The organism is Nocardia sp. bgisy134 (assembly GCF_057708325.1).
Map to the genome: position 1 here is coordinate 124898 of NZ_JBYIRW010000017.1, position 14215 is coordinate 139112.

The following is a 14215-nucleotide window of genomic DNA, read 5'->3' on the forward strand; positions in this document are numbered from 1 at the left end:
TGAAGATTCCCGCAGGTCGGATGCCGCCGAATCTGTAAAGGTTGCCGTGTACGCGGCAATGTCAACATGTCGGGGGTTCGCAATACACTGCGCCGCATGCGAATCGGCTATGGACGGGTCTCGACCCGCGATCAGCATCCGGAGGCCCAGCACGACGCACTCACCGCGGCCGGCTGCGAGCAGATCTTCCTCGACAAGGCGTCGGGGAAGCTGGCCTCGCGGCCTGAGCTGAGCAAGGCGCTGCTGGTGGCCAACCGGCCCGAAGACCAACTGGTGGTAACCAAACTCGACCGGCTCGGCCGCTCCCTCGAGCACCTGATCGAACTGTCGAAGACCCTGCAGGACCGCGGTGTGGATCTGGTGGTCCTCGACCAAGGCATCGACACCTCCACCGCTGTCGGGCGCATGTTCTTCCAGATCCTCGGCGCCATCGCCGAATTCGAGCACGCCCTGATGTCCGAACGCACCCGTGACGGCCTGGCCGCCGCCCGCGCCCGCGGCCGCACCGGCGGACAGAAACCCAAACTCGGACCCCGACAGGTGGATCTGGCGCGGCAGATGTACGACGAGCGCGGCAAGCGCCGCTACACCGTCGAGCAGATCGCGGCCGAGTTCGGTGTCACCCGCCCACCATTTACCGGCATCTCACCGCTGCCACAGCGAAAATGGAGGCGTGACTGCGGTCGGGTTGGCCGAACTGACCGACGCGGCTCGTCGGCAGGCGATGAGCCGCTTCGAGGTACTGCGGCCTCATATCGAGGACGGGGTTCCACTGATCCGCGCGGCGGGACAGGCGGGCGTGCCGCCCGGACCGCGCAGCGGTGGCTGCAGCGCTACCGAACTGCCGGCCTGGCCGGGCTTGCCCCGGCCCGACGACGGGCGACCGGCCGGCGCACCGACCCGGAGTTGGTGCGGCTGATCGAGGGCATGGCGCTGCACCGACCGTGCCCGTCGCTGGCGACGATCACCCGCCGCGCCGCGCGCGTCGCCGCGGCACAGGGGTGGAAACCGGTGTCCTACAACACTGTCCGATCGATCGTCACCGCGATCGACCCGGCGATGACGACCCTGGCACACGACGGCGCCGCCGCCTTCCGCGACACCTGCGAACTGGTCTACCGCCGCCGCGCCGACCACCCGAACGCGATGTGGCAGGTCGACCACACCCAGCTCGACATCCTCATCGACGACAGCGGGACTGCGAAGCGGCCCTGGCTGACAGCGGTCCTCGACGACTGCTCGCGGGCAGTGCCCGGCTACACCGTCACCCTGGGCGCACCCTCGGCGTTGAACACATCCCTGGCACTGCGCCAAGCGATCTGGACCAAACCCGATCCCACGTGGCCGATGTGCGGGATTCCCGAGATCCTCTACGTCGATCACGGCGGCGACTTCGTCAGCGATCATCTCGCTCAGGTCGCCGCCGACCTGAAGTTCCAGATCGTGCACTCGGCCGTGCCGCGACCCCAGGGACGCGGGAAGGTCGAGCGGTTCTTCGGCAGCATCAACACCGAACTGCTGACCGAGCTGCCCGGCCACCTCGTGGGCGGCAAGCCGGTTACCCCGCCGGCGCTGTCGCTGCGTCAGCTCGACGAGGCGATCGGGGCGTTCATCACCACCTATCACCGGCGCGTCCACTCCGAAATCGGTGTCACTCCACAGGATTGCTGGGTCGGACACGGCTGGTTGCCGCGCCTGCCCGAGGCCCTCGAGCAGCTCGATCTGCTGCTGGTGCGGGTCGCCGCAGCGCGTGTCGTGCACCGCGACGGCCTCCACTTCCAGGGTCTGCGCTACCTGCATCCCGCCTTGGCCGCCTACGTCCGCGAATCGGTCACCATCCGCTACGACCCGCGCGACATCACCGAGATCCGGGTCTTCCACAAAAACCGGTTCCTGTGTAAGGCCGTCAGCCCCGACCACACCGGAGACACCATCGGGCTCAAAGACATTCAGGCCGCCCGCCGCGCCTATCGACGCCGGATCCGCGACCAGATCAACGAACGCATCGCTGTGGTCACCGACTACCTGCCCGCACCCGATTGCCCGCCTGTGCCATCGAAACCGGCGAAACCTCCTCCAGCACCGCCGCTGCGCGCCTACCGCGAGGACTGACTATGCCCGCGCCACGGAACTGGCCGTTCATCGCCACCAAGGAACACCGCCGCTTCGTCGAGTTCGCCGACACCGTCAGACGCGACCGGACCATCGGAATCTGCTACGGCGCAGCAGGAATCGGGAAGACACTCTCGGCAACCCGCTACGCACGCTGGGACAAGGCCGAACACCTGCTCACCAGCTGGGGGTCGCGCGAGGAATCCGACAAAGACGTCTACGCCGCCCTGTCCCGCTCGCGCACCGTGTTCTACACACCCACCGTCGCCGGACCCCTGCGCGAACTACGCGACGACATCAACAGCTCTACAGCCGCGTCAACATCTGCATCGACCAGCATGTAGCCCCCGGCCGGCGCGTACACGAGACGGTCGACTACATCGAGCTGGTCGTCATCGACGAGTCCGAACGCTCGGCCAACGCCATCGAACACCTGCGTGACCGCTACGACCGCGGGGATCACGGGCTGCTGTTCATCGGCATGACCGGCATCGAGAAGACCTTCTCCCGCTACCCGCAGCTCTACAGCCGCGTCGGATTCGCCCACCACTACCGGCCCCTGTCCGGTGAAGAACTCACCTTCGTACTGTCCCGGCACTGGCACAAACTCGGCCTCGAACTCGACCCCGACGACTTCACCGACGCACAGGCCGTCGCCGCGGTCGCCCGCATCACCGGCGGCAATTTCCGCCTCCTGCAACGACTCTTCGCTCAGATCCACCGCGTCATGAAGATCAACGAGCTTCACACCGTCACAGCGGACGTCGTCGAAACCGCCCGCAGCACCCTCGTCATCGGCGCCAGCTGACAATGCGAGAACACCGCCATCTTCCGCTGCGAGTCACAACCTTGGCCAACCGACACGTGCCCGGGGTGTCCAAGAACCGAACGATTCTCAACACCCCTTCGGCGGGAGCTACATCGAAGTCGCCAGCGCTGGCGGCCAGTCCGTCGGCTCGATGTTCGCGGGCTTACCATCACCGTTCTCGCCCCAGTCGAACTCGGGAGGCGGCGGACCCCACTGTCTTGGGGTGGTGAAGACAACTCGTCCCGAACCGAAATCAGTGGACTGGAAACCTGTCTGGCCCGCGAACACAACACCTTCGAACGAAGTGCCGTCGCTGAACGAGGCCGCGACGAATGAGGTCTCGCCGTTGAGCGTGGCGTCGTCGAATCGAGCGTTGCCGCTGAACGTGGCGTTGATGAACCATGCGCTGCGGCTGAACGTGGCGTTGGCGAACGAGGTGTCGCGGCGGAAGCTGGCGTTGGCGAACGAGGCGTTGCCGCTGAACGTGGCGTCGCGGAAGGAGGCGTCGCGAAACGAGGCGTTGCCGAACGAGGCGTCGTCGCCGCGGAACTTGGCATGTTCGAACCAGATGTCGCCCTTGAACATGGCCTCACCGAACGCGGCGTTGCCGCTGAACGTGGCGCCGCGGAAAGAGGCGTTGCCGAACGAGGCGTCGCTGAATGAGGCGTCGCTGCGGAACGTGGCGTCGCTGAACGAGGCGTCGCTGAATGTGGCGTTGCGGAACGAGGCGTCGCTGAACGTGGCGTGGCTGAACCAGGCGTAGCCGCTGAACGTGGTGTAGTCGAACGTGGCGCCGCCGCTGAACGTGGCCTGGTTGAACGTGGCGCCGCCGCTGAACGTGGTGTAGCCGAGCCAGGCGTGTCCGCTGAACGTGGCGTTGGCGAACGTGGCGCCGCCGCTGAACGTGGCCTGGTTGAACGTGGCGCCGCCGCTGAACGTGGTGTAGCCGAACCAGGCGTGGTCGCTGAACGTGGCCTCGTCGAACGAGGCGTAGCCGCTGAACGTAGCCTTTTCGAACCGAACGGAGCCGACGAACACAGCGTGGTTGAAGTCGACGTCTTCGAGGTGGGCGGTGCGAAAGTCGAAGTTGCTTGTCGACCAGCGGTATTCGGCATCAGGGCGCAGGTGGTCTGCGATGACGCGGACGATGGTTGCGCGCACCTCATGGTCGTTCTGCCGGTACTCGAAGTGGTCCTCGTCTTCTCCAGCATCTCCTCCGACTATGCGTTTCTGCACGTGTTTGGTCTGGTGGTTGCCGCCGAGTTCGGGGCTGTAGGGCAGCCGCAAGTAGCCGCACAAAACGTCGATGCACTGCTGGCGGTGTAGCCCGTCGGATTCGTCGGCGACACCGGCCATCGCGTACACCCCGGCGATGCGAACCGCGACATCGGTGGCACCGAGTTGGGCGGCCGCGGCGCCGAAGCGTTCGACGAACCGGCTCTGCTCGAGATCACGCTGGCGCCGGTAGGCGATGACCAACGCGACCACACCACCGACTCCGGCGACGACGGTCAACGCGACCCGGGTGACGTCGATCTCGGCTGCGGCCTTGCTCGCGTCTACCGGGGTGATCCAGCGCAGGAACCCGTAGGCGGCGAAGGCCACGACCAGCCCGGCGGCCAGCGCAAGACCGACCGCGGGAAACAACCGGATCCGACCCGCCCAGCGACCCGCGCCCTTGCTGCTGGTGTCCATCCGCGCCCGCAGCGCGGTCGACTTCGTACGTGCTTGCGCGCCAATGACGCTCACCCACCCGAGCATCGCTCGATTCTGCTCGAAACCGCGCTATCCCACCCGCTAGTTCGCACTCTCCAGGCGGGCCTCTCCGGGACACCAGTGGCTGAAAATCGATCGATTCTCAACATCCGGTGCCACCGGCAACTACTCATTTGGAGGCAAACCCGGAGGTCCGGGGCCTGTTACGGGTCATCGCTCTCGCCCACCCGGCGCTCAGCGAAACGACCGACCGAACCGACGGGGCCAGGCCCAGTAGGTGATCGACATTGCGGGTCGACACCACCTGCTGGCCCTGGGCGTGTGTCGGGTCAGCCTCCGGCTCCCTGGTAGGAACGTGGAGCTTGTCGGCCGGGTTCTTCGCGCTGCGCGCGTCGCTGATGGCCGTAGCAGGCTCCAGCTGGCGGTGTTGCTGGTGGCGGTGGGCCATAGGTTTCGGTGGCGCCGAAGGGCAATGCCTTGCGTGCTGGGGGGTGTTTGGGCGTACTCGCTGGGCACAAACAAAATCAGACCCGGTGGAAACCGGGTCTGACCTCGTGAGACGGTGGTGCGCGATACTGGGATTGAACCAGTGACCTCTTCCGTGTCAGGGAAGCGCTCTCCCGCTGAGCTAATCGCGCGAGGTGGAGACGGGAATCGAACCCGTGTGCACGGCTTTGCAGGCCGTTGCCTCACCACTCGGCCACTCCACCGCGCAAAGGGGGAAGGCTGTTTACACTGCCTGGCCCTACCTCTCGAGCGGATGACGGGATTCGAACCCGCGACCCTCACCTTGGCAAGGTGATGCGCTACCAGCTGCGCTACATCCGCATTTGCATCTCGGGGGCTTTCGTTCTGGCCTCCTCGGTGCGAGACAGAACATTAGCCGACGCCCGGTGAAAGGTACAAATCCGCTGGTAGAACGCCTGGAAACGGCGAAGTTGCGAGTGTGGCGGGTGCGGCCGGTGGGGTGTGGGGGACTGGGGAGGTGTGTGCGCCGCGTTCCGAACGCTCCCACCGACGGTCATCGCGAGTGTCATCGGGCGGGCCGGAGCTCTCCAGGTGCCTGCCGACTCGCGGCTGTCGGTTCGAAGGGCGGCGGGCCTCTACCGGGCGGCGAGAATTCCCTTCGGGACGGACACTCGGGATTCGGTCGGTCGCCTCGACGTAGAGCCGCGGGGGCGGTACGGGGCCGCGCCAAGTCTCACGAGTCTCATCCGCAACACGACGAATCGGTGCTGTCCAGGTGGCGATTTGGTGGCTGACCGGTAGAGCGTGCTAATGTTCCATCTCGTTCGGACGGCACCGAGTCGCCGCTCGAACGGAGAGTTCGGTCTCATAGCTCAGCGGGAGAGCGTCCGCCTCACACGCGGAAGGTCGCTGGTTCGATCCCAGCTGGGACCACTCGAAAAGAAGGCCCTCTACCAGGTGATTGCTGGTAGAGGGCCTTTCTTTATCTCGGTCACTGTATCCAAGCCTGTATCCCATCCGCCATTTTTGAGGTTCGGCACTCGCTCGTCCATTGGTATCGCGCATGGCGGCGGCTCGGCGGCAAGGGGGAGACATGATCTTCACCACAACACAGGGGTTGGGGGCGGGTTGTGCCAACCGATCCCGGCAGGCGCTCCAGCTTGCGGCCATGCTGACCGAACGCACGGGAACCGAGGTCGCGCTCGACTATGACGACAGCGTCCACATCCGTGTCCGTGCACGGCACACCGACGGACCGACAGATGATCACGCTCGCCGGCCGCGTCCCATTCCTCGACATCGGCCAGATGTGTTTTGCCCGCTGGGAGCGGGCCGCCGCCGCGTGCGGCGTGGGCGTATGCGACGGCGTATCCGAAGTTGCGCTCGACCCAGGTGGGGATGGTGTGGCGAAGCCCGTGTGTGGTGATGTGTTTCGCCTGCGCTGGTGCACCCTCATCCGGCGGTGCGCAGAGTCGCCTCCCGTCGGTCCCTCGGGCACGGTTGGCCGAAACGGAAACCGCGTCGCCGCAAGGGATCTGGTTCGCGCGCTCGACAGTACGCCACGAGTAGCCATGCACCCCATGGGATCTCGATGGAGGTTCGCCGACCCTCGCGACACGGCGGCCTTCACGACTCGTGGTACGCCTGGCCCAGCTCCACGGAGGCCCACTGGCTTCGAGCCCCTCGGATTCGAGGACATGTCACCGAGGGGTGCCCTCGGGATTGATGGATGCTCGCCAGTTCACGCGCAGGCATGTGTGTCTTGGATGAAGCGGCGTTGGTCGGCCAGAAACCCTCCGCGAACAGTTTGCGTGGTGCGGCGAGCGCGATGAGGTAGGGCTTCACCGCACTGTCCTCGATGCTTTTGCGTACCAGCGAGTGTCGTGCGTCGCTGTAGCGTCGCACCTGAAGCTGGTCCGGCCGGGCGAGTTGCGCCCGATAGGTGCGTTCGGTGTCGGCGATGTCGACGTTGAGGTCGTGCTCGGCCAGTATCAGCAGTACCGGGATCCGTACTTGCGCCAGGTCGGCGGTGGCGTCGGCGGTGTAGTTCTTCTGGATGAACCGCCAGCGGTTGGCTGTGAGCCCGGTTACGCCCGCGGCTTCGGCTTCCGGGAAAGTCGCGGCCCGCTCGAGCAAGGTCAGCGTGTGCTCCCGCCGGGTGAGTGCGTCGTCGACCTCTGCTCGGGTGGCGCCACGCTCGCGGAGTTCGGCAAGCGTGTTGTACCGGCCCTGCTGTAGCCAGTTGACCGCGGGGGAGACCGCGATCATGAACCGCAACCGGGAATCCTGTGCGGCGACCTCGGGCAGTACCCAGCCGGCTTGGCTGGCGCCCCACAGTCCGATCCGGTCTGGATCGATCCGCGTTCGCATGCGTGCCCATTCGATGGCCGCGAGCGTTTCCGCGGCCCGGTCGGCCATGCTCTGGTCGAGCCAATTGCCCTGCGCCCCATTGATTCCCGGCTTGCCCCAGGACAACGAGGCGTATCCGGCGGCGGCGAACGACTCCCATATCGGCCGATAGAACGTCTCGCCGGTGGCACCCCTGGGCCCGTCGCCGTGCACGAACACCACCAGACCGAAGGGGCCCTCGCCGTGCCCGGGGAGAGCGAGTACGCCTTGTAGTGGTTGCCGCGCACCCGGGATGGTGACGCGCTCCTCTCGCAGGTCGTAGGTGTGCTGATACACCACCCCCCTGCCTGCCGTCGCGCACGCCGCGACGACGGCCAGGATCGACATCAGGATGCGGATGGACTTCCGTCGGTGCGACTGCATCACCCCACCGTAGCGTTCAAATCAGAAACTATCGTTGTAGAGTTGAACGAATAGCCGGGGTTGCTGCTGCGAGAGGGAGAGAACGTGGACGTCGAGGTCGATATACCGACCAGGGTGCTTGTCGAAAGCATGATCCGGGAGGATGCGACCATCGACGCGGCCGAGCTCTATGCGGTGGCGAACGCCCTCGGCATGACCGATCAGCAGGTGCGCCTGCACATTCGGCGACTCGTCGCCGAGGGGCAACTCGTGCAGCAGGGGCGCGGCCGTCGCGCGTCGCTGCGGGTCGATGCGGAGATCCGCGGCGCGGTCGAACCGAACGTCGAGTTCATCCGCTTCATGTACGACCAGGACCGTGGCGCCGCGCCCTGGGATGGGAACTGGCATCTGGTCGCGTTCGCCATTCCCGAGGTCGAGCGGCAGGCGCGGGACGCAATGCGCGATGGCATCGTCCACCTCGGCGGCGCGGCCATTCAAGGCGGGCTCTATGTCTCGCCGAATCCGTGGGAACCCTACATCGAGGCATTGGTCGACGAACTCGGTGTCGGCGGCTACACGACCCGCCTCACCACCACGAATCTCCGCATGGGCGAGCTCGATTCGCCGCGGGAGATCGTCGCCCGGCTGTGGCCGCTGGAGGAGATCGCCGCGCGCCATGACCGGCTGCTCGGTGTCGCCCGGGCCCGGCTCGATCGACTCACCGGTCCGCGGGAGCTGTCCTCATCGGAGATCCTCACCGTAGCCATCGAACTCGCCGCCGAGTTCACCAGGGCCACCGACCCCGACCCGCTGCTGCCGCCGGAGTTGGTGCCGCAACCGTGGCCCGGCGTGCACGCCCGCGCGGTGGTAGCCGAATGCTGGGCACAGCTGCTGCGCCGGCAATCATCGCAGGATCGGCTGCGCCTCTTCCGGCTCTATGCCGAGGTCATCGGAGACGTGGTCGAGGACGCGGGCCGAGAGGCCGGCGGCGCGCAACGGTAGCCGTCTGCTGGGCGACCAGCGTCATCGCTGCCAGGGCAATGGTCGCGACGCCCAGCGCGAACCAGAATCCCACCCAGGTCGGTGGAATCGGCAGTAGTGCCACGGTCGCACCCCCGACCGCGAAAGCGCCCAGGCGAATACGGCGTTCGCCTCGCACCTGCTCGCGCAGCCGGGCCGAAGCGGGCATTCCCGACCGTCTCAGCCCCTGTGCTATCAGCTCACGCCAGCAGTGCAACCTCAGCATCAGCGCGCGCACCAGCATGGCCAGCCCGAGCAACTGCGCCCAGTCCGGTACCGCGGCGGCGGCCGGGGTCATGTAGGGCAGCGTCACCGAACCGATGACGATGCCGCACCACGCCTCTCGTGCGACAAGCCTGCGGATCGGCCACGACGGGTCGTGATCGTGTGCGCCGCAGTGATCTTCGAACCGACCGACCGAGAGGCGGGCGCCCATGTGTTCCTCCGGGGGTGTGATACCGAATGTGATCATGATACATTCGTTCGTATCAAAAACGATCGTTTGTATTTTGATAGGAGGTGCCATGCGAGTTCTCGCACTGGGCGGGTCCGGGGCAATGGGAGCGGCGGCCGTCCGAGCTGCCATCACCCTGCCCGCCGTGACCGAAGTCGTTGTGGCCGATCGCGACCTCGCCGCGGCGCAAGCGCTGGCCCAGGCGTTGGCCGGACACGGTGCTGTCGTCCGCGCGCGCCGGGTGGATGTGACCGAGTCCGACGATCTGCACGGCGCGCTGGGCGACGCCGACGTGGTGCTCAATACGGTCGGGCCGTATTACCGCTTCGGCTTGTCGATACTGGCGGCGGCGATCCGGACGCGGACGCACTATCTCGACATCTGCGACGACTGGGAGCCGACGTTGCGGATGCTCGAACTCGACGCCGCGGCCCGCGGCGCCGGGGTGTGCGCGATCATCGGCATGGGAGCCAGCCCCGGGGTGAGCAACCTGCTCGCGGCCCGAGCCGCCCGAGACCTCGATCGCGTCGAAAACGCTTACACCGCATGGCCCGTCGACGTTCCCGAGGCGCTAAACACCGCCGAAACGCTGGGCGCGGGAGGCGAACCATCGGCTGCCGCGGTGCACTGGATGCAGCAGATCAGCGGCGCCATCACCGTCGTCCGCGGCGGCCTCCTGACCGAGGAAGCGCCCTTACGCGCGGTCACCTTGGCCCTACCCGGCCGGCGCCGCGGCACCGCCTACACCGTGGGACACCCCGAACCGGTCACCCTGCACCGATCCCTCGCGCCCTCCGGGGACGCCGCAAACCTCATGGTCGTCACGCCGGGCACCGCGGCCTACCTGGATGTGCTGCGCACCGACATCGACAAAGGCAGACTCACCAACGAATCCGCGGCGAGGGAGCTGGCCGAGCCCAGCTTGCGGCGGACGCTTCGAGCCATACCCCGCGCCACCACGTTCGGCTCGCACGGCACCCTGCCGCCGTTCTTCGCCGCGGTCACCGGTAGCGCGGGAGGCGAACACCGCACGGTCCTAGCCCATCTCACCCATACCGCCGAAATCGCCCGATTCACCGCCGATATGGCCCGATTCACCGGAATCCCCCTGGCACTGGGCCTCGCCCAGCTCCTCGACGGCACCGCACAAGCGCCCGGAGTCCATCCACCGGAAGCGGTCATCGACCCCAACCGCTTCTTCGCCGACCTCGGCGCCCGCATCGGCTCGACCGCGAATGTGGTCAGCGTCGAACAGGCGCCCAGCGCCGCCCTCGCGGACAGCGGCAAGCCTGACCGAAGAGCTCGCCATGGATGATGCGATCGACTTCGACGCCCAGGAGATTCACCACATGCGCTCGAACAACACGCAATGCTTCACTCGTGGCGCCGGTATCGCGGTCGCCGCGGCCGTGGCCGTCGTGATCGGTTTCGGAGTTCACAGCGCCACAACCGACGACTATGTCGACATCGCAGCCCATCATGGTGCCGTCGACGACTCGGCCTGGGCGACAATGCCGGGCGCTGGTGTCCGTCGGCAGGTGCCGCGTTCCGAACCGTCCACGAAACCCGGCGGCAACTCCGGGCAGTCGAAGTGGCATCGAGTACCGCGCCCCGACGGCAGAGGATGGACCGTCTGTCCCGCCAGAGCCAAGTGGTGCTGAATCCACGCGCACGAGCAGTAGTACGGCCTGTTCATCAACCGTGACAGCGTTTGCTCACGAATCTCGACGGGGGCGTTGCGGAGTCACGGATTCGCGGCAGAACCTGCGGTTATAGTGGAATTACGGGTCGCGGGGTGAGGGGAGCCTGCCGGTGTCTGACATGTCGAAAGTTGAACTGTACGCGGCGATCCGCCAGGATCTTCGCGCCGGAATGTCCATGCGTGCGATCGAGCGCAAGCACAGGGTCGGGTGGCGTACGGTGGCCAACGCGACGGAGTCGGTGTGGCCTGAGCCGCGTAAGGAGTATCCGCCGCGACCGCAGAAGCTGGATCCCTACAAGCCGTTCATCGACGATGTGCTGCGCGCCGATCTGGATGTGCCTCGTAGGCAACAACACACGGCGACCCGGATCTATCACCGTTTGCTCGAGGAGCACGGCATGAGGGACGTGTCGTATCAGCGAGTCAGTGCCTATGTCCGCGAACGGAGACCACAGCTACAGACGGAACAGCTGACAGCCCGCCGCCGCTCCGAATGGCTCGTCAAGGCCGCGGGGTTCCCTCGCTCCAAAACGTTGCGCGACTTCGATTTCGGTGCCAACCCGAGTGTCGACCCTGCCGTGATCCGTACTCTCGCTACCTGCGAATGGGTCAAGGACGGGCAGCCGTTGTGCCTGATCGGTGACTCCGGCACCGGGAAGTCCCATCTGCTCATCGCGTTGGGCACCGAGGCGGCGAAGGCCGGATACCGCGTCAGGTACACCCTGGCTGCCAGGCTGGTCAACAAACTGATCGAGGCCGTCGACAACAAACGGCTCACCAACACCATCGCCCGCTACAGCGGCGTCGACCTCCTCTGCATCGACGAACTCGGCTACACAGAGCTGGACCGACGCGGCGCCGAATTGCTGTTTCAGGTATTGACCGAACGTGAGGAGGGGAAGTCGGTCGCGATCGTCTCCAACCGCACCTTCGCCGACTGGTCGGCAACATTCACCGACGCGGGGCTCTGCGCCGCCATCATCGACCGACTTACCTTCGGCGGCAACATCATCGAGACCGGCACTCACAGCTATCGCGGTGCCCGTGCCAAGGCAACCGAACCCACCGACCCCCGCTGACCGACCGATCCCCCCGACTCGCACCGCACCTGCCGCTGCGCTGCTCGGCAAATGGCTCGCCGGCGCCCCGCTTCGGACCCATCGGAGGGCCCGGACCGTATGTGAGAAACAAACGTTCCGGATTCGGAAATGGTGTGCATCGCCCATGTTGTCGCAGGTTGTCGATAACTCGAGCCGAAGTGCTGTCGAAATTGGTGATAAAACGCCGTTGGAATTCACGATAAATTGACGTTGGAAATCGTGAAAACTACCCGGAAACCATCGCTGACCTGCTCGTACTCGCGGCTCGCATTCGGGACGGATTCTTGCGCTCCGATTTTCTCAGGCGTATGTTGGGGATGGTTTTATTCCAAGTCGAATTTCTGCGAGGGGAAATGTAGCCAATTCCAAAACAATGGCGAGAGTGGCGGCGTGAACCTGGCGACGCCTCCTGCTCGAAATGCAACTGCGTCACCGTACCGGTGAGCCGCATTACCGACCGCTGGCAACGTCATCGGCAGTACCGCTATGGCAGCGGTCGGGCTCTCGTGCCACTGCCCGGGACCGGCTCCCGGCAGCGTCACACTCTGCCCCGGCCCACTGCCTCAGGGTCGGACCGGGCTCTGATCGACTCTCGAAGGAAAGATACTCATGCCCACCATCACTTCCCTCTCTCCGACCTCCGGGCCTGCGTCGGGGAATACCAGTGTCACGATTACCGGCACCGGGTTCGTCCCTATCGTCACCAGCGTGAAGTTCGGTACGGTGGCGGCCAGCTTCACGGTGGACTCCTCCACGCAGATCACGGCTATCGCCCCTCCCGGGTCGGGTACGGTGCAGGTCACCGTCACCACATCCTCGGGGGGAACCAGTAACGGCGTGTCCTACACCTATCTTCCGGTTCCTTCCCTGACCAGTGTGAGTCCCACACAGGGGCCGACCACCGGCGGGAACACGGTCACCCTCACCGGCACCAATCTGACAGGCGTCACCGCAGTCAGCTTCGGTGGCACGGCCGCAACCTCATTCACGGTCGACTCGGACACGCAGATCACTGCTGTCGCGCCCGCCGGAACCGGCATCGTGCAGATCACGGTCACCGCCCCGGGCGGAACCAGCAACGGGGTGACCTACACCTATGTCGTCGTGCCCACCATCACGTCCCTCTCTCCGGCTACGGGGCCCGCCTCGGGCGGCAACAGCGTCACGATCACCGGCACCGGGTTCACCGGCCCCCTCACGGTGCGGTTCGGCTCCACCGCCACTACCTTCACCGTGGATTCCAGCACGCAACTCACCGCGATCGCGCCTCCGGGGACGGGCACGGTGCAGGTCACCGTCACCGGCTCGGGTGGAACCAGCAATGGGGTGTCCTACACCTACGTCTGATCGGGCGTCCGGGTGACCGGCGCCCGCGCACCGGCTGACGCCGAACCATCGTCCCGGGCAGGCACGCGTTCCCTGCCCGGGACGATGGTTCGGCAGCGCTTCGCCCTGGCACTGCACGCCTGGCTGCGACGATCGCCCTGCGCGACCGATCAACCCGCCGCTGGGAGTCCAAAACCCTACGCCTGCAACCATTCTTGTCACCGGCCGAACTCGCATGGCACGCCCGCGGCACCCACCTGCGCCTGTCCCGGCATGCTCCCCGCACCAGCCTGCTGATCACCGCACCCGACCGCCTGCCGCAGGGCCGACTCGCACGACTCTCCTGCAACCCGCGAAAGGACGTACCCCCGCGCCCGTGGAACCCGGCAGACACCTGCGGAGCGGGCCACCCTGTGTTGCCCGCCGGTCGCCGATCAGCCGCCGGAAACCGATCCGAACCCGACCACGCACTGCCGAAGGCCCGGCGAAAGATCGGAAGTAAGTGCTGCGAAGTCGCTAGACTGCGCGAGATTGCTGTTTGCATGTGAGCCCGCGTTGCTTCACCAGATGTTCGAGATGTCCGATTTCAGATTTCGAGATGCTGGGAGACGTCAATGAGTGGGAGCTTGGGGATTCGTCGCACGACCGTCGGCGTCCGAGTGATTCCGGGTGCGGACGAGGTGAGCCGCACGCTGTGCTGATCGGCGCGTTCCAGACCAGAGATTTGGGCGCTGCTTCGACGTAGACGAAGTGCATAT

The 14215-nt window shown here is 66.0% G+C and carries 11 protein-coding genes and 4 tRNA genes; 9 read left to right on the forward strand and 6 right to left on the reverse strand.

Features of this window, described 5'->3' with window-relative positions; translation table 11 throughout:
* The first annotated feature begins 96 nt into the window (after positions 1–96).
* The 3 genes from AC3ERS_RS27220 to AC3ERS_RS27230 all read left to right on the forward strand — a co-directional run bounded on the left by AC3ERS_RS27220 (position 97) and on the right by AC3ERS_RS27230 (position 2920).
* Positions 97–2112, forward strand: coding sequence for a recombinase family protein (locus AC3ERS_RS27220; protein ID WP_431970939.1), 2016 nt, complete (start codon positions 97–99; stop codon positions 2110–2112).
* 2 nt (positions 2113–2114) lie between these two features.
* Positions 2115–2456 (forward strand): AAA family ATPase, encoded by a 342-nt coding sequence (locus tag AC3ERS_RS27225; protein WP_431970940.1) that lies wholly within the window; start codon positions 2115–2117, stop codon positions 2454–2456.
* Positions 2457–2593: 137 nt separating this feature from the next.
* Positions 2594–2920 (forward strand): TniB family NTP-binding protein, encoded by a 327-nt coding sequence (locus tag AC3ERS_RS27230; RefSeq protein WP_431970941.1) that lies wholly within the window; start codon positions 2594–2596, stop codon positions 2918–2920.
* 108 nt (positions 2921–3028) lie between these two features.
* On the opposite strand, the gene AC3ERS_RS27235 is transcribed toward AC3ERS_RS27230, so the two are convergent.
* The 4 genes from AC3ERS_RS27235 to AC3ERS_RS27250 form a co-directional block, all read right to left on the reverse strand.
* A complete protein-coding gene (locus AC3ERS_RS27235; protein ID WP_431970942.1) occupies positions 3029–4669 on the reverse strand; it encodes a pentapeptide repeat-containing protein in 1641 nt (546 codons plus the stop codon).
* 530 nt (positions 4670–5199) lie between these two features.
* Positions 5200–5274, reverse strand: a tRNA-Val gene (locus AC3ERS_RS27240).
* Between the two features lies 1 nt (position 5275).
* Positions 5276–5346: transfer RNA gene (locus AC3ERS_RS27245), tRNA-Cys, on the reverse strand.
* A gap of 45 nt (positions 5347–5391) precedes the next feature.
* A tRNA-Gly gene (locus AC3ERS_RS27250) sits at positions 5392–5464 on the reverse strand.
* Positions 5465–5965: 501 nt separating this feature from the next.
* Between AC3ERS_RS27250 and AC3ERS_RS27255 the strand changes: the two genes are divergently transcribed.
* A tRNA-Val gene (locus AC3ERS_RS27255) sits at positions 5966–6037 on the forward strand.
* 693 nt (positions 6038–6730) lie between these two features.
* On the opposite strand, the gene AC3ERS_RS27260 is transcribed toward AC3ERS_RS27255, so the two are convergent.
* Positions 6731–7846 (reverse strand): alpha/beta hydrolase family protein, encoded by a 1116-nt coding sequence (locus tag AC3ERS_RS27260; RefSeq protein WP_431970990.1) that lies wholly within the window; start codon positions 7844–7846, stop codon positions 6731–6733.
* Positions 7847–7960: 114 nt separating this feature from the next.
* Here AC3ERS_RS27260 and AC3ERS_RS27265 point away from each other — a divergent pair, with 114 nt between their 5' ends.
* Positions 7961–8857 (forward strand): PaaX family transcriptional regulator C-terminal domain-containing protein, encoded by an 897-nt coding sequence (locus AC3ERS_RS27265; RefSeq protein WP_431970943.1) that lies wholly within the window; start codon positions 7961–7963, stop codon positions 8855–8857.
* Here the strand turns inward: AC3ERS_RS27265 and AC3ERS_RS27270 are convergent.
* Positions 8802–9347, reverse strand: a complete 546-nt coding sequence (locus AC3ERS_RS27270; protein WP_431970944.1) for a hypothetical protein — start codon at positions 9345–9347, stop codon at positions 8802–8804. The genes AC3ERS_RS27265 and AC3ERS_RS27270 overlap by 56 nt on opposite strands.
* A gap of 52 nt (positions 9348–9399) precedes the next feature.
* On the opposite strand from AC3ERS_RS27270, the gene AC3ERS_RS27275 reads away from it, so the two are divergent.
* From AC3ERS_RS27275 to AC3ERS_RS27290, 4 genes are all read left to right on the forward strand, one after another.
* Entirely contained in the window at positions 9400–10644 is a 1245-nt protein-coding gene (locus AC3ERS_RS27275; RefSeq protein ID WP_431970945.1) for a saccharopine dehydrogenase family protein, read from the forward strand.
* Positions 10637–10990 carry a hypothetical protein gene (locus AC3ERS_RS27280; protein ID WP_431970946.1) on the forward strand — a complete coding sequence of 118 codons (354 nt, stop codon included), beginning with the start codon at positions 10637–10639 and terminating at the stop codon, positions 10988–10990. The genes AC3ERS_RS27275 and AC3ERS_RS27280 overlap by 8 nt, the downstream gene beginning before the upstream one ends.
* A 358-nt stretch (positions 10991–11348) precedes the next feature.
* Complete coding sequence (gene istB, locus AC3ERS_RS27285; protein WP_431970991.1) at positions 11349–12110, forward strand: IS21-like element helper ATPase IstB; 762 nt, start codon at positions 11349–11351, stop codon at positions 12108–12110.
* Between the two features lie 630 nt (positions 12111–12740).
* The gene (locus tag AC3ERS_RS27290; protein ID WP_431970947.1) at positions 12741–13478 is read left to right on the forward strand and encodes an IPT/TIG domain-containing protein; all 738 of its coding nucleotides are present in this window, start codon (positions 12741–12743) and stop codon (positions 13476–13478) included.
* Positions 13479–14215 lie beyond the last annotated feature (737 nt).